Here is a 15,565-nt window from a genome sequence, read left to right on the forward strand (position 1 = left end):
CCGCCGCGCCTACTCGCTGCCCGTCTTCCGTGCGTGCAGCTGCCGGGCGACCTCGGCGATCGAACCGGACAGCGACGGGTACACGGTGAACGCGCTGGCGATCTGCTCGACGGTCAGATTGTTGTCGACCGCGATCGAGATCGGGTGGATGAGCTCGCTGGCGCGGGGGGAAACGACCACACCGCCGACCACGATGCCCGTACCGGGACGGCAGAACAGCTTCACGAAACCGTCGCGGATGCCCTGCATCTTCGCCCGCGGATTGCGCAGCAGCGGAAGCTTCACGACCCGGGCGTCGATCTTCCCGGAGTCGACGTCGGCCTGCGAATAACCGACCGTGGCGATCTCCGGGTCGGTGAAGACGTTCGCGGAAACCGTCTTGAGATTCAGCGGCGCGACCGCGTCACCGAGGAAGTGGTACATCGCGATCCGGCCCTGCATCGCCGCGACCGACGCCAGCGCGAAGACGCCGGTGCAGTCACCCGCCGCGTACACACCCGGCGCGCTGGTCCGCGAGACCTTGTCCGTCCACACGTGGCCGGACTCCTTCAGCTTGACCCCGGCACCCTCCAGGCCCATGCCCTCGGTGTTGGGGATCGAACCGACCGCCATCAGGCAGTGCGTACCGGAGATCGTCCGGCCGTCGGCCAGCGTCACCTCGACCCGGTCGCCCACCCGCTTGGCCGACTGTGCCCGCGAACGCGCCATGACATTCATGCCGCGCCGCCGGAAGACGTCCTCCAGGACCGCGGCGGCGTCCGGGTCCTCACCCGGCAGCACCCGGTCCCGGGACGAGACCAGCGTGACGCGGGAGCCGAGCGCCTGATAGGCACCGGCGAACTCGGCGCCCGTGACACCGGACCCGACCACGATGAGTTCCTCGGGCAGCTCGTCGAGGTCGTAGACCTGCGTCCAGTTCAGGATCCGCTCGCCGTCGGGCAGCGCGTCCGGGATCTCGCGGGGGTGCGCGCCGGTGGCGATCAGCACCGCGTCCGCGATCAGGCCCTCGGTCGTCCCGTCCGCCGCGGTCACCGTCACCTTGCGCGAACCGTCCGGCGCCTGGCCCGGCTCCAGCCGGCCGCGGCCGCGCATGACCCGGCCGCCGGCGCGGGTCACGGACGCCGTGATGTCATGCGACTGGGCGAGCGCGAGCCGCTTGACCCGTCGGTTGACCTTCCCCAGGTCCACGCCCACGACGCGGGCCGGCCGCTCGTTGTACGGGGTGTCGTCCTCGACGATGATGCCGAGCTCTTCGTACGACGAGTCGAAGGTCGTCATCACCTCGGCCGTCGCGATCAGGGTCTTCGACGGCACGCAGTCGGTGAGCACCGACGCCCCGCCCAGACCGTCGCAGTCGACGACGGTCACCTCCGCGCCGAGAGAGGCGGCCACCAGGGCCGCTTCGTATCCGCCGGGTCCGCCACCGATGATCACGATCCGAGTCACGTACTCCATTGTCCCGCACGCCCGTACGTCCCTCGCGCCCGGGGGCGGAGTGTGGCCCTTACGTGCGCCGGGGCGCGCGCTGCCCCGCCTTGTGCGAACCTCCGGTACCAAGAGCCCGATGGGCATCCTCCCGTACCCTCGGAACCATGTCGCTCTACGCCGCGTACGCCGGCAACCTCGACGCGCGGCTGATGTCCCGCCGCGCACCGCACTCGCCGCTGCGCGGCACGGGCTGGCTCAGCGGCTGGCGGCTCACCTTCGGCGGCGAGCAGATGGGGTGGGAGGGCGCCCTCGCGACGGTCGTCGAGGACCCGGACTCCCAGCTCTTCGTCGCGCTCTACGACATCGCCCCGATGGACGAGGAGTCCATGGACCGCTGGGAGGGCGTCGGCATGGGCATCTACCGCCGGATGCGGGTCCGGGTGCACACCCTCGAAGGCGACGAGACCGCCTGGATCTACGTCCTCAACGGCTACGAGGGCGGCCTCCCCTCCGCCCGCTACCTGGGTGAGATCGCCGACGCCGCCGAGTCCGCCGGCGCCCCCCACGACTACGTGATGGAACTCCGCAAGCGGCCTTGCTGAGGGGCCGGGCGGGCGGTCCGGCCCGCCGCCGGGCCGTGCAGATGCCCGGCCGTGCCCACCTCCCGTCCGGGCCGTGCCCACCTCACGTCCAGTCCCAGCTCACCTCCCGTCCGGGCCGGGACCGCGGCATGTCCCGGGCAAGCCGTTCGTCAAAAGCCACAAGAGAACGTTCCCAGCACCGTGAGCAGTGACATCTACGCGCGTAGGGGAATACCGGCTACCCTCGTCCGCGTGAACGCATCTGTTACCCCGGACATCGCGCGCGACCCCCAGGGCGCCGCCGACGCCGCCGCCGCCCGCCTGCGCGAGCTGACCGGCGCCGAGACCCACGACGTCGCCCTGGTGATGGGCTCCGGCTGGGCGCCGGCAGCCGAGGCCCTGGGCGCGCCCGAGCACGAATTCCCCGTCACCGAGCTGCCCGGCTTCCCGCCCCCGGCCGTCGCCGGCCACGGCGGCAAGATCCGCTCCTACCAGATCGGCGAGAAGCGCGCCCTGGTCTTCCTCGGCCGCACGCACTACTACGAGGGCCGGGGCGTCGCCGCCGTCGCGCACGGCGTCCGCACCGCCGTCGCCGCCGGCTGCAAGACCATCGTGCTCACCAACGGGTGCGGTGGCCTGCGCCAGGGCATGCGCCCGGGCCAGCCGGTCCTCATCAGCGACCACCTCAACCTCACCGCCACCTCCCCGATCGTCGGCGCGAACTTCGTCGACCTGACGGACCTGTACTCGCCGCGGCTGCGCGCGCTGTGCAAGGAGATCGACCCGAGCCTGGAGGAGGGCGTCTACGTCCAGTTCCCCGGCCCGCACTACGAGACCCCGGCCGAGATCAAGATGATCCGGACCCTGGGCGCCGACCTGGTCGGCATGTCCACCGTCCTGGAGGCCATCGCGGCCCGCGAGGCCGGTGCGGAGGTGCTCGGGCTGTCGCTGGTGACGAACCTCGCCGCCGGCATGACGGGTGAGCCGCTCAATCACGAAGAGGTCCTGCAGGCCGGCCGCGACTCCGCGACCCGGATGGGGACCCTGCTCGGACAGGTCCTCAGCAAGATCTGAGATCGGCCTAGGGCCCGGCCACGGCCGCCCGCCGCCATGGCCGGACCACCGAGGGCCCGGCCGCGGCCGGGCGGGGCCGGGCCGGGCCGGTTCCCCGCACCCACCTCACCCACCGCATCCACTAGGCAGGAGCATGACGTGGCTACCGAATCCGCGGAGCTGATCGACCGGGCCCGGGCCTGGCTGGCCGAGGACCCCGACCCGGAGACCCGGGACGAGTTGGCCAAGCTGATCGCGGCCGAGGACACCGACGAGCTGGCGGCCCGGTTCGCCGGCACCCTGCAGTTCGGCACGGCCGGGCTGCGCGGGGAGCTGGGCGCGGGCCCGATGCGGATGAACCGTTCGGTGGTCATCCGGGCCGCGGCCGGCCTCGCCGCGTACCTCCGGGCGAAGGGCGAGGGTTCCGGCCTGGTCGTCATCGGCTACGACGCACGCCACAAGAGCGCCGACTTCGCGCGCGACACCGCGGCCGTCATGGTCGGCGCCGGCCTGCGCGCCGCGCTGCTGCCGCGCCCGCTGCCCACCCCCGTCCTGGCCTTCGCGATCCGGCACCTGGGCGCGGTGGCCGGCGTCGAGGTCACCGCCAGCCACAACCCGCCGCGCGACAACGGCTACAAGGTCTACCTGGGTGACGGCTCGCAGATCGTGCCGCCCGCGGACGGGGAGATCGCCGCGGAGATCGCCGCGGTGCGCTCGTTGGCGGACGTACCGCGGCCCGGGTCCGGCTGGGAGACCCTCGACGACGCGGTCCTGGACGCCTACCTGGCGCGTACGGACGCGGTGCTGACGCCCGGCTCGGCCCGGGACCTCGACGTCGTCTACACGCCGATGCACGGCGTCGGCCGGGACGTGCTCGTCGCCGCCTTCGCCCGGGCCGGCTTCCCGGCCCCCGCGGTCGTGGCGGAGCAGGCCGAGCCGGACCCGGACTTCCCGACGGTCGCGTTCCCCAACCCGGAGGAGCCGGGCGCGATGGATCTCGCGTTCGCCACCGCCCGGGAGCGGGGCGAAGACGTCGACCTGGTGATCGCCAACGACCCGGACGCGGACCGCTGTGCCGTCGCCGTCCGCGCCCCCGGTACCCCCGAGGGCTGGCGGATGCTGCGCGGTGACGAGGTCGGCGCCCTGCTCGCCGCCCACCTCGTCAGCAAGCAGGCGGCCGGCACGTTCGCGACGACCATCGTTTCCTCGCAGCTGATGTCCCGTATCGCCGCGGCCTCCTCGCTGCCCTACGAGGAGACCCTGACCGGCTTCAAGTGGCTGGCCCGGGTGGACGGTCTGCGGTACGCCTACGAGGAGGCGCTCGGCTACTGCGTCGACCCGGAGGGCGTCCGCGACAAGGACGGCATCACCGCCGCCCTGCTGGTCACCGAGCTGGCCGCGGAGCTCAAGCGGGCCGGCCGGACGATCGCCGATCTGCTGGACGACCTCGCGGTGGAGTTCGGGGTGCACGCGACCGACCAGCTGTCGGTGCGGGTCGAGGACCTGACGCTGATCGCCGACGCCATGCGCCGGCTCCGCGAGCAGCCGCCGGCCGCGCTGGCCGGTCTGGCGGTGACCCGGGCGGACGATCTGAACCAGGGCACCGACGCCCTCCCGCCGACCGACGGACTGCGCTACTACCTGTCCGGCTCCCCGGAGGCCGGCATCGAGTCCGCCCGCGTCGTCGTGCGCCCCAGTGGCACCGAGCCCAAGCTGAAGTGCTATCTGGAGGTCGTCGCGCCGGTGTCCGGGCCGGAGGCGCTCGACGCGGCGCGTACGAGGGCGGCCGCCACCCTGGCGGCCATCAAGGAGGACGTGTCGGCGGCGGCCGGGATCTGACGGTCCCCTGCCACCTGCTGCAAGGCCCCTCGCCCTCGGGCGGGGGGCCTTTCCCGTAGGGGAGCCGGAGTCCGGGTGGGCCCGTAGGGGAGCCGGAGCCCGGGTGGGTCAGAGCGCGAGCATCACGACGAGGACGACCGCGCCCGCCACGAGGGGCGCGAGGATGCCGTACGCCCAGCGGACCACCGGCTCGCCCTGGGCGTCCGCCCGGCCCGCGACGCGTTCCTTGATCTCGCGCAGTTCGTCGAGGGCCTGGTCGGCCAGGGCGCGCGGGGCGGGTCCGGCGCCGGCGTCCGGGCCGAACCGGGGGGTGTCCGCGCCGGCGCCGCGCAGCGCCTGCCGGTTCGCCTTCTTGCGCTGCCGCAGGGAGACCGGGATGGCCCAGAGCTGGAATTTGCCGGTGGTGGTGAAGACCTCGGTGGAGAACGAGGCCCGCAGCTCCTCCACCGCGCCCCAGGGCAGCGTGATCGTACGGAACGGGTTCCGCACGGTCAGCCGCTCGTCGCCGGCCCGCACCAGCGGCCGCAGCGTGAAGGCGGCCACCAGCGGGACGCCGAGGAGCAGCGCGAACACCGTGATCAGCTTGGCGTGCGGGGTGCCGTGCAGCAGGGCGTCGGCGCCGAGCCAGCCGCCGAGCAGCAGGAGCAGGACGCCACCGACGAGGGCCGCGGGCGAGCGGTAGCTGCGCTCGGCGTACTGCTGCGGTGGCGGGGTGGTCCGGTCCTGGCGCGTCATGCCGCCGATTCTGCCTGACCGTCCGGATGCCGGACATTGCGTTACGGCATCATTCGGGCTGTGGCCGGAATGGCGGCGTCCAGGGGGATGACATTGCGCTACGCGCGTAGATATGCTCCCCTCGTGACCATGCCCATCACTGTTCCCGCATACGGCAAGGAAGCCGCGGGGCGTCTGGCGTCAATGGCGGCCGTGACCGCCGACGACGGTGCGCTGCGCCGCTTCCTCCACGGCCTCCCCGGCGTCGACGCGGTCGGCCTCGAAGCCCGCGCCGCCACCCTCGGCACCCGCTCGATCAAGACCACGGCGAAGGCGTACGCCATCGACCTCGCCCTCTCGATGATCGACCTGACGACCCTCGAAGGCGCGGACACCCCGGGCAAGGTCCGGGCGCTGTGCGCCAAGGGCATCAACCCGGATCCCACCGACCGCACCACCCCCAAGGTCGCGGCGATCTGCGTCTACCCCGACATGGTCGCGACGGCCAAGGAGGCGCTCGGCGACTCCGGCATCCACGTCGCGTCCGTCGCCACCGCCTTCCCGGCCGGCCGCGCCGCGCTGCCGGTCAAGCTGGCCGACACCCGTGACGCGGTCGCGGCCGGCGCCGACGAGATCGACATGGTGATCGACCGGGGCGCCTTCCTCTCCGGCCGCTACCTGCAGGTCTTCGAGGAGATCAAGGCCGTCAAGGAGGCCTGCGCCCGGCCCGACGGGACCGCCGCCCACTTGAAGGTCATCTTCGAGACCGGCGAGCTCCAGACGTACGACAACGTCCGCCGGGCCTCCTGGCTGTCGATGCTGGCCGGCGCCGACTTCATCAAGACCTCCACCGGCAAGGTGGCCGTGAACGCCACCCCGCCCGTCACGCTGCTGATGCTGGAGGCGGTGCGCGACTTCCACGCCGCCACCGGCGTCCAGGTCGGCGTGAAGCCGGCCGGCGGGATCCGCACCACCAAGGACGCGCTCAAGTACCTGGTGATGGTCAACGAGACGCTCGGCGAGCCCTGGCTGACCGCCGACTGGTTCCGCTTCGGCGCCTCCAGCCTCCTGAACGACCTGCTGATGCAGCGCCAGAAGCTCAGCACCGGCCGCTACTCCGGCCCCGACTACGTCACGGTGGACTGAGGCACCCATGACCTTCGAATACGCACCCGCACCCGAGTCCCGCTCGGTCGTCGACATCGCGCCGTCCTACGGACTGTTCATCGACGGCGAGTTCGCCCCGGCCGCCGACGGCAAGGTCTTCAAGACCGTCTCCCCCTCCTCCGAGGAGGTCCTGTCCGAGGTCGCCCAGGCCACCGCCGACGACGTCGACCGGGCCGTGAAGGCCGCCCGCAAGGCGTTCGAGAAGTGGTCGGCGCTGCCGGGCGCCGAGCGCGCCAAGTACCTGTTCCGGATCGCCCGGATCATCCAGGAGCGCTCGCGCGAGCTGGCCGTCCTGGAGTCGCTGGACAACGGCAAGCCGATCCGCGAGTCCCGCGACGCCGACCTGCCGCTGGTCGCCGCGCACTTCTTCTACTACGCGGGCTGGGCCGACAAGCTCGACCACGCCGGCTACGGCCCGAACCCGCGCCCCCTGGGCGTCGCGGGCCAGGTCATCCCGTGGAACTTCCCGCTGCTGATGCTGGCGTGGAAGATCGCCCCGGCGCTGGCGACCGGCAACACGGTCGTGCTGAAGCCGGCCGAGACCACCCCGCTGTCCGCCCTGTTCTTCGCGGACGTCTGCCGCCAGGCGGGCCTGCCCAAGGGCGTCGTCAACATCCTCACCGGGGACGGCTCGACGGGCGCGGCGCTGGTGGGCCACCCGGACGTCAACAAGGTGGCCTTCACCGGCTCCACCGAGGTCGGCAAGGCCATCGCCCGTACGGTCGCCGGCACGGACAAGAAGCTCACCCTCGAACTGGGCGGCAAGGCGGCGAACATCGTCTTCGACGACGCCCCCATCGACCAGGCCGTCGAGGGCATCGTCAACGGCATCTTCTTCAACCAGGGCCACGTCTGCTGCGCCGGCTCCCGCCTCCTGGTGCAGGAGTCGGTCCAGGACGAGCTGCTGGACGCGCTCAAGCGGCGGATGCAGACCCTGCGCGTGGGCGACCCGCTGGACAAGAACACCGACATCGGTGCGATCAACTCGGCCGAGCAGCTGGCCCGGATCACCGAGCTGGCCGACGCGGGCGAGGCCGAGGGCGCCGAGCGCTGGGCCCCGGCCTGTGAACTCCCCTCCGCCGGCTACTGGTTCGCGCCGACGCTCTTCACGGGCGTCACCCAGGCCCACCGGATCGCCCGGGAGGAGATCTTCGGCCCGGTGCTGTCCGTACTGACCTTCCGCGCCCCGGCCGAGGCCGTGGAGAAGGCCAACAACACCCCCTACGGCCTCTCCGCGGGCATCTGGTCGGAGAAGGGCTCGCGCATCCTGTGGATGGCGAACAAGCTCCGTGCGGGTGTCATCTGGTCCAACACGTTCAACAAGTTCGACCCGGCCTCGCCGTTCGGCGGCTACAAGGAGTCGGGCTTCGGCCGCGAGGGCGGCCGGCACGGTCTGGAGGCGTACCTCGATGTCTGAGCGTCTGTCGGTCTTCAAGACCTACAAGCTGTACGTGGGCGGGAAGTTCCCGCGTTCCGAGAGCGGCCGGGTGTACGAGGTGAGTGACGCGAAGGGCAACTGGCTGGCGAACGCACCCCTGTCCTCCCGCAAGGACGCGCGGGACGCGGTGGTCGCCGCCCGCAAGGCGTTCGGTGGCTGGTCGGGCGCCACGGCGTACAACCGCGGGCAGATCCTCTACCGCATCGCCGAGATGCTGGAGGGCCGCCGCGACCAGTTCGTCGCCGAGGTCGCCGACGCCGAGGGGCTGTCCAAGGCCAAGGCCACCGCCCAGGTGGAGGCGGCGATCGACCGCTGGGTCTGGTACGCGGGCTGGTCCGACAAGGTCGCGCAGATCGCCGGCGGCGCCAACCCCGTCGCGGGCCCGTACTTCAACCTCTCCTCGCCCGAGCCGACCGGTGTGGTCGCGGTCCTGGCCCCGCAGGAGTCGTCGTTCCTGGGCCTGGTCTCGGTGATCGCGCCGGCCGTCGTCACCGGCAACACCGTCGTGGTGGTCGCCTCGGAGAAGTCCCCGCTGCCGGCGCTGTCGCTGGGTGAGGTGCTGGCCACGTCCGACCTGCCGGGCGGTGTGGTCAACGTCCTCTCGGGCCGTACGGCGGAGATCGCCGCACCGCTCGCCGCCCACCAGGACGTCAACGCGATCGATCTCGCGGGGGCGGACGCCGGGCCGGCCAAGGAGCTGGAGACGGCGGCGGCCGACAACCTCAAGCGGGTGCTGCGCCCGCGCACGGAGGACTGGAGCGCCGACCCGGGCACGGACCGGCTGCTGGCCTTCCTGGAGACGAAGACGGTCTGGCACCCGATGGGTGTCTGATCCGGCGCGTCCACGACGTACCACCGCCCCGGGTGCCGCGGCACCCGGGGCGGTGGTGTGTCCGGAGGAGGGACGGGAGTTCGCGGCTAGCCGGGCAGGATCCGTTCGACCTTGTTGACCAGCGGGACGTCGCGGACCGCCGCGCCGTGCGAGAGGCTGCCGGTCACCACGGTGGTGCTGAGCGGCTTGAAGTCGGCGACCCGGGTGCCGACGGCGTTGGCGAGCGGGTCGACGCCGGTGTTGGCCAGCGGGTCCACCTGGATGTTCTTCAGCGGCCCGACACCGCCGGCCGCGGAGGTCAGCAGCGCGCCGGTCAACGCGTGGGCGGTGGCGCCGGTGTCGGTGCTGTGCCGGTCGGTGCTGTGCCGGTCGGGCCGATGGTCAGGACTGTGGTCAGGGCCGTGGTCAGGACTGTGGTGCGGGGTGGACGCGGGGGCCGCGCCTGCCGTCGCCGCACCGCCCCCCGCGAGCGCGGCGCCGGCCGCGGAGACCACCAGGCCGGCGCGCAGCAGGGTGCGCGGGACGCGGCTGGGCTTGGGACGTGCGTGGGAGGGCATCTGCCACCTGCCTGTGGTTCGAAAGCTTCGGAATGCGTCGGAATGCGTCGGAAGCGTGCGGCGTTTCCAGGGGTGTGGGGTAATCGTCTGACCGCGTAGCGTAGTTGAGCTGCGGGTGGGCGGGCCACCTCGCGCGCCAGGGGTAGCCCACACGGCGCAATGCGGGACAATGGCTGTCCGTGACCACCGACTCCGCCGCCCGGCCGCCCGCCTCCGAGCCCTCGACCCCGGTCGAGCCGGGAGGTGCCCGTACCCGCGTCGTCCTGCTGACCGGCCCGTCCGGCACCGGCAAGACGTCCCTGGCCGCCCACAGCGGGCTGCCCGTCCTCCGTCTCGACGACTTCTACAAGGAGGGGACGGACCCCACGCTGCCCCAACTGCCGGACGGCGGCGGCGCGGACTGGGACTCACCGCTCTCGTGGGACGCCGGTGCCGCCGTCGCCGCGATCGAGGCGCTGTGCCGCACGGGGCGTACGGACGTCCCGGTGTACGACATCTCGCTCAGCGCCCGGGTCGGCGCCGCGGAACTCGATCTCGGGGGTGCCCCGCTGTTCATCGCCGAGGGCATCTTCGCCGCCGATGTGATCGCGGCGTGCCGGGCGGCGGGCCTGCTGGCCGATGCGCTGTGCCTGCGCGGACATCCGGTCACCACCTTCCGCCGGCGGCTGCGGCGGGATCTGCAAGAGGCCCGCAAACCGGTCCCGTACCTGATCCGCCGGGGGCTGCGACTGCTGCGCGCCGAGCGGTCGGTGGTGGCCCGCCACACGGCGCTGGGCGCCCACCCGTGCGCGAGGCCGGAGGCGCTGGACCGTATTTCCGCCGCGGGCGCGGCCCGTGGCGCGGGTGCACAGCGGGCGGCCGTAGGCTCCTGACCGCCGGCCGGGCACGTCGGGTGCCCCGGCACCTCACGGGAGGACGTACCGATGCCGAGGGAACACCACTACCGCACGACGGTCACCTGGACCGGCAACAACGGCACGGGGACCAGCAACTATCGGGCGTACGGCCGGGACCACGAGGTCAGCGCCGAGGGGCTGCCGCCGCTGCCGGGCACCGCGGACCCGGCGTTCCGCGGGACGGCCGACCGCTGGAACCCCGAGCAGCTGCTGCTCGCCTCTCTGGCGCAGTGCCACATGCTGTCCTATCTGGCGCTGTGCGCGCTGGCCGGCGTGGTGGTGACCGGGTACGCGGACGACGCGGCGGGCACGATGGCGGAGGACGGCAAGGGGGGCGGGCGGTTCTCGGAGGTGGTGCTGCGGCCGCGCGTCGAGGTGGCCTCGCCGGACGACCTCGAACGGGCCCGGGCGCTGCACCACGACGCCCACGAGAAGTGCTTCATCGCCAACTCGGTGAACTTCCCGGTCCGGCACGAGCCGGTGGTGACGGTGCGGGGCGCATAGCCGCGCCGGCGGCGGACGCACGGAAAGCGGGCTCGGGCAGACCCCCCGGCCGCCCGAACCCGCTCTTTCCCCCGTACTTCCCCCGTATCCCCGATTCCCCTCGGGCCTTTCCCCCCTCGGGCGCCCTTCAGGTCCCCCTCGGGTCTTTCCCCCGTCGGCGCGGCCCGTTCCCCCGTCGGGCCGCGCCGTTCCTTCAGGCCACCAGCTCGCCGAAGGACTCTTCCTCGTCACGGCCGAAGCTGAGCACCTCGTCGTCGCGCAGCCGTCGCAGCGCGCGCCAGATGCTCGACTTCACCGTGCCGACACTGATGTTGAGGATGTCCGCGATCTCCGGGTCCGTGCGGCCCTCGTAGTAGCGCAGCACCAGCATGGTGCGCTGCGTCTCGGGCAGCCGGGCCAGCGCCTGCCACAGCACCGCGCGCAGCTCGGTGCCGCGCATCGCGTCGACGTCGCCGGCGGTCTCCGGCAGCTCCTCGGTCGGGTACTCGTTGAGCTTGCGCCGGCGCCAGGCGCTGATGTGCAGGTTGGTCATGGTGCGGCGCAGATAGCCGCCGAGCGCCGCCTTGTCGCTGATCCGGTCCCAGGCCCGGTAGGTCGAGAACAGTGCGCTCTGCAGCAGGTCCTCGGCCTCGTGGCGGTCACCGGTCAGGTGGTAGGCGGTGGCGTACAGGGAGGCGCGGCGCTCCTGGACGTAGGCGGTGAAGGCCGCTTCGGCCTCGGCCGCCTCCGACGCGGAACGCCGTTCCCCCGTGCCCTCCCCGTACTCCGCTCCCCCGTTGTTCCCCCCGTGGACGGCGCTTCCCCCGTGCCGTCCCGTTCCCCCGTCGATCTCCACCGTCGTCGCGTCGATGGCCACCATGTACGGCGGCCGCTGACGCCCGATGCCGCGAGCACACCCCCGCAGGCTCACGGCACCGGACTTCTCCGGTGTCCGCACCACGTCGTGGAGTCGCGTGATAACTGCGCTGGAAGTGGTGCCGTGCGTGGTCATCTCGCGCCCCCCGTCGTAGAGCCGGCTCATTCGGTCCGTTTTCGGTGTCCCGGGCGGTGATCGGTGTTGATCTCTCCCGGTGCCCCAAAGCCTGCCAACGCAGTTTCATCGCGTTGTCCGCCGACTGTCACAGCCCTGTCACAGGGGCAGGTCGGGCGCGGCGGACGGTTCGCGGGGGCGGCGGCCCGGGTAGGGCGGGGTCACTGGTCGATGTCCCGGCGTCCCATGCGCCAGAATGGCGGACGTGCCTTTCCTGTTGCTGATCGAGGACGACGACGCCATCCGCACGGCCCTCGAACTCTCGCTGTCCCGCCAGGGTCACCGTGTGGTGACCGCGGCGACGGGCGAGGACGGTCTGAAGCTGCTGCGCGAGCAGCGCCCGGACCTGATCGTGCTGGATGTGATGCTGCCGGGCATCGACGGTTTCGAGGTGTGCCGCCGGATCCGGCGTACGGACCAGCTGCCCATCATCCTGCTCACCGCGCGCAACGACGACATCGACGTCGTGGTGGGACTGGAGTCCGGGGCGGACGACTACGTCGTCAAACCGGTCCAGGGGCGGGTGCTGGACGCCCGGATCCGGGCCGTGCTGCGCCGCGGGGAGCGCGAGTCCAGTGACTCGGCGACCTTCGGTTCGCTGGTGATCGACCGGTCGGCGATGACCGTCACCAAGAACGGCGAGGATCTGCAACTGACGCCGACCGAGCTGCGGTTGCTGCTGGAGCTGAGCCGGCGGCCCGGCCAGGCGCTGTCCCGGCAGCAGCTGCTGCGGCTGGTGTGGGAGCACGACTACCTGGGCGACTCGCGCCTGGTGGACGCCTGCGTGCAGCGGCTGCGGGCGAAGGTGGAGGACGTACCGTCCTCGCCGACCCTGATCCGCACGGTCCGCGGGGTCGGCTACCGGCTGGACTCGCCGCAGTGAGGGAACGCGGCACGGACGGCGGGACGGCGCAGGAGCGCGCGCAGGGCCCGGCCGGTGGCCCTGACGCGCCCGCGTCCACGCCCGGGCCGGGCAGCCGGCTGCTGCGGCTGCTGGGCCGCGCGCCGGGGCTGCTGCGCTGGACGAGTCTGCGGCTGCGGCTGGTGGTGGTCTTCGCGCTGGTGGCGCTGACCGCGGCGGTGTCCGCGTCCGGCATCGCGTACTGGCTGAACCGCAACACGGTGCTGGACCGCACCCAGAACGCGGTGCTCAAGGACTTCCGCAAGGCGCTGGAGGACAGTACGCGGTCGCTGCCGCTGCGTCCGCGGTGCGCCGAACTCCAGGACGCGGCACGGCAGATGGCGGCCGGACCGCAGAACTACGCGGTGCTGCTGATCGGCGTGGACCGGTCGGGCAAGGACTGCGCGGCCACCACGGACAAGGACCTGCTGACGCTGGCGACGGTGCCGGCCTCCCTGCGCAAGGCGGTGAACGAGGTCCGCCCGGTCGACGAGTCCAACCGCTATGCGCACCACCTGTACTGGCAGCGCAAGCAGACCGGGGACACCCCGTATCTCGTCGCCGGCGCGAAGGTGATCGGCGGCGGGCCGACCGGCTACATGATGAAGTCGCTGGCCACCGAGCGGCAGGACCTCAACTCGCTGGCCTGGTCGCTGGGGATCGCGACCGCGCTCGCCCTGGTCGGCTCGGCGCTGCTGGCGCAGGCCGCCGCGACGACCGTGCTGCGGCCCGTACAGCGGCTGGGGCACGCGGCGCGGCAGCTCGGCGAGGGACGGCTGGACACCCGGCTGCGGGTGACCGGAACCGACGAACTCGCCGATCTTTCCCGGACGTTCAACCGCACGGCGGAGCGGCTGGAACAGCGGGTCGAGGAGCTGAGCGGCCGGGAGGCGGCCTCCCGCCGCTTCGTCGCGGACATGTCGCACGAGCTGCGCACGCCACTGACGGCGATCACCGCGGTCTCCGAGGTGCTGGAGGAGGAGGCCGAGTCCCTCGACCCGATGATCGCGCCCGCGGTCCAGCTGGTGGTGAGCGAGACCCGGCGGCTGAACGACCTGGTGGAGAACCTGATGGAGGTCACCCGCTTCGACGCGGGGACGGCCCGGCTGGTGCTGGACGACGTCGACGTCGCGGACCAGGTCACGGCGTGCATCGACGCGCGGGCGTGGCTGGACGCGGTCGACCTGGACGCCGACCGCGGCATCGTGGCCCGGCTGGACCCGAGGCGGCTCGACGTCATCCTGGCCAACCTGATCGGCAACGCCCTCAAACACGGCGGCTCGCCGGTCCGGGTGTCGGTGCGCACCGAGGACGCGGCCGGCGAGGAGCCGGACGGCACGGCCGGCCAGGAGGCGCCGGGCGGCGCCGACCAGGAGGCTCCCGCGGCGGCGAGCGGCCCGGCGGGCCCGTTCCGTACCGGGGACGGGCCGGAGCAGGCCGCCGACGGGCCGCAGGGCGCCGGACAGCCGGCGGGCGGCGACCGGCCGGCCGGCGGCCGGCTGGTGATCCGCGTACGGGACCACGGCCCCGGCATCCCCGAAGAGGTCCTGCCGCACGTCTTCGACCGCTTCTACAAGGCGAGCGCCTCCCGCCCGCGCTCCGAGGGCAGCGGCCTGGGCCTGTCCATCGCCCTGGAGAACGCGCACATCCACGGCGGCGAGATCACCGCGGCCAACCTCCCCGAGGGCGGTGCGGTCTTCACGCTGCGCCTGCCGATGGATGCCTCTCCCCTGGCCGACGACGGCCGACGCGACGGCTCCCCGGCCGGGCCCGGTTCCGGCTCCGGCTCCGGGTCCCGCAACAACGGCACGAAGGACGGGCGATGAGGCGGCGGGGAGAGCTGACGAGGCGGCCGGCGGGACGCCGGGCCGGACGCGGATGGCGGCGGGCCGCCGGGACGGTGGCGCTGCTGACGCTGGCGGCGACCGGCTGCGGGATCCGCGGTACGTCCGTACCGGTGGACGCGGGCGGGGCGCCCGCACGGGTCAGTTGCAAGGCACCGGCAGGCGACGCCGCGCCGGGCGAGGGCACCCGGGCCACCCTGTACCTGGTGTGCGGCTCGGCGCTGGCGCAGGTGGAGCGAACCCTCCCGCCGGCCAAGACTCCGGCCGGCGCCGACGTCCGCCTGCGGACCGCCCGTGCCCTCCTGCGGGCACTGCAGCAGCCGCCCTCCCCCGACGAGGAGAAGGCTGGCTTCAGCAGCGCACTGCCCGCCGACCTGAAGGTCGAGGGCCCGCACCCGGGCGACCCGGCGGACGCCCTCCGCCTGAGCCTCCCCCCGGACGACCTCCCGTCGTTCGCCCTGGCCCAACTGGTGTGCACCTACGGGGCCAGCCCGGCCCTCGGCCGCACCCACGCAGCCGTCCTCTCCGGCCCCGACCACACCACCCCCCACCGCTACGACTGCTCCACCGACGTCCTCTCCAACCCGGACATCGCCGAACACGCGGGGTGGGGAGACACGCTGACGGGGAACGGCTGAGGGCTCGCGGAGCTCAGCGGGGCTTCCCCCGCCCCCCCGCCCTCTCCCCCTTCGGCCGGCGGCAACCGCATCACCACCACCCTCAACCGACGGCGCCAGAACGCCCTCGTGCACGCGGTCGACACCCGCCTGATGGACCGGCT

General features: G+C 72.9%; 15 protein-coding genes. 11 read left to right on the forward strand and 4 right to left on the reverse strand.

The window, feature by feature from the left end; translation table 11 throughout:
* Window positions 1-9: 9 nt before the first annotated feature.
* Window positions 10-1,455: an NAD(P)H-quinone dehydrogenase gene (locus AB0E02_RS17950; RefSeq protein ID WP_362140316.1), complete on the reverse strand. Its 1,446-nt coding sequence runs from the start codon at window positions 1,453-1,455 to the stop codon at window positions 10-12.
* A gap of 137 nt (window positions 1,456-1,592) precedes the next feature.
* Between AB0E02_RS17950 and AB0E02_RS17955 the strand changes: the two genes are divergently transcribed.
* The 3 genes from AB0E02_RS17955 to AB0E02_RS17965 all read left to right on the forward strand — a co-directional run bounded on the left by AB0E02_RS17955 (window position 1,593) and on the right by AB0E02_RS17965 (window position 4,901).
* Window positions 1,593-2,030, forward strand: a complete 438-nt coding sequence (locus tag AB0E02_RS17955; protein ID WP_030413146.1) for a gamma-glutamylcyclotransferase — start codon at window positions 1,593-1,595, stop codon at window positions 2,028-2,030.
* Between the two features lie 231 nt (window positions 2,031-2,261).
* Complete coding sequence (locus tag AB0E02_RS17960; protein WP_362140319.1) at window positions 2,262-3,083, forward strand: purine-nucleoside phosphorylase; 822 nt, start codon at window positions 2,262-2,264, stop codon at window positions 3,081-3,083.
* A 138-nt stretch (window positions 3,084-3,221) separates the two neighbouring features.
* Entirely contained in the window at window positions 3,222-4,901 is a 1,680-nt protein-coding gene (locus tag AB0E02_RS17965; RefSeq protein WP_362140322.1) for a phospho-sugar mutase, read from the forward strand.
* A 108-nt stretch (window positions 4,902-5,009) separates the two neighbouring features.
* Here AB0E02_RS17965 and AB0E02_RS17970 read toward each other — a convergent pair whose 3' ends face one another.
* Window positions 5,010-5,636: a PH domain-containing protein gene (locus tag AB0E02_RS17970; RefSeq protein WP_362140325.1), complete on the reverse strand. Its 627-nt coding sequence runs from the start codon at window positions 5,634-5,636 to the stop codon at window positions 5,010-5,012.
* Window positions 5,637-5,765: 129 nt separating this feature from the next.
* Here AB0E02_RS17970 and deoC point away from each other — a divergent pair, with 129 nt between their 5' ends.
* From deoC to AB0E02_RS17985, 3 genes are read left to right on the forward strand one after another with little or no spacing between them, the layout of a single operon-like run.
* Window positions 5,766-6,761: a deoxyribose-phosphate aldolase gene (gene deoC, locus AB0E02_RS17975; RefSeq protein WP_362140373.1), complete on the forward strand. Its 996-nt coding sequence runs from the start codon at window positions 5,766-5,768 to the stop codon at window positions 6,759-6,761.
* Between the two features lie 7 nt (window positions 6,762-6,768).
* A complete protein-coding gene (locus AB0E02_RS17980; RefSeq protein ID WP_362140328.1) occupies window positions 6,769-8,199 on the forward strand; it encodes an aldehyde dehydrogenase family protein in 1,431 nt (476 codons plus the stop codon).
* Window positions 8,192-9,052 (forward strand): aldehyde dehydrogenase family protein, encoded by an 861-nt coding sequence (locus tag AB0E02_RS17985; protein WP_362140331.1) that lies wholly within the window; start codon window positions 8,192-8,194, stop codon window positions 9,050-9,052. The genes AB0E02_RS17980 and AB0E02_RS17985 overlap by 8 nt, the downstream gene beginning before the upstream one ends.
* A gap of 86 nt (window positions 9,053-9,138) precedes the next feature.
* Here the strand turns inward: AB0E02_RS17985 and AB0E02_RS17990 are convergent, their stop codons facing one another.
* Complete coding sequence (locus AB0E02_RS17990; protein ID WP_362140334.1) at window positions 9,139-9,609, reverse strand: hypothetical protein; 471 nt, start codon at window positions 9,607-9,609, stop codon at window positions 9,139-9,141.
* 263 nt (window positions 9,610-9,872) lie between these two features.
* On the opposite strand from AB0E02_RS17990, the gene AB0E02_RS17995 reads away from it, so the two are divergent.
* Window positions 9,873-10,481, forward strand: a complete 609-nt coding sequence (locus AB0E02_RS17995; protein WP_362140376.1) for an ATP-binding protein — start codon at window positions 9,873-9,875, stop codon at window positions 10,479-10,481.
* Between the two features lie 51 nt (window positions 10,482-10,532).
* Entirely contained in the window at window positions 10,533-11,009 is a 477-nt protein-coding gene (locus tag AB0E02_RS18000) for an OsmC family protein (protein WP_362140336.1), read from the forward strand.
* 193 nt (window positions 11,010-11,202) lie between these two features.
* Here AB0E02_RS18000 and AB0E02_RS18005 read toward each other — a convergent pair whose 3' ends face one another.
* A complete protein-coding gene (locus AB0E02_RS18005; RefSeq protein ID WP_362140339.1) occupies window positions 11,203-12,030 on the reverse strand; it encodes a SigE family RNA polymerase sigma factor in 828 nt (275 codons plus the stop codon).
* A 214-nt stretch (window positions 12,031-12,244) separates the two neighbouring features.
* Between AB0E02_RS18005 and afsQ1 the strand changes: the two genes are divergently transcribed.
* From afsQ1 to AB0E02_RS18020, 3 genes are read left to right on the forward strand one after another with little or no spacing between them, the layout of a single operon-like run.
* Window positions 12,245-12,922, forward strand: coding sequence for a two-component system response regulator AfsQ1 (afsQ1, locus tag AB0E02_RS18010; protein ID WP_026169550.1), 678 nt, complete (start codon window positions 12,245-12,247; stop codon window positions 12,920-12,922).
* Entirely contained in the window at window positions 12,919-14,766 is a 1,848-nt protein-coding gene (locus AB0E02_RS18015; protein WP_362140342.1) for a HAMP domain-containing sensor histidine kinase, read from the forward strand. Before afsQ1 ends, AB0E02_RS18015 begins: the two co-directional genes overlap by 4 nt.
* Window positions 14,763-15,422 carry a hypothetical protein gene (locus AB0E02_RS18020; RefSeq protein WP_362140345.1) on the forward strand — a complete coding sequence of 220 codons (660 nt, stop codon included), beginning with the start codon at window positions 14,763-14,765 and terminating at the stop codon, window positions 15,420-15,422. The genes AB0E02_RS18015 and AB0E02_RS18020 overlap by 4 nt, the downstream gene beginning before the upstream one ends.
* The last annotated feature ends 143 nt before the right edge of the window (window positions 15,423-15,565 follow it).

This window comes from Streptomyces sp. NPDC048196 (assembly GCF_040652715.1).
GTDB lineage: Bacteria > Actinomycetota > Actinomycetes > Streptomycetales > Streptomycetaceae > Streptomyces > Streptomyces siderophoricus.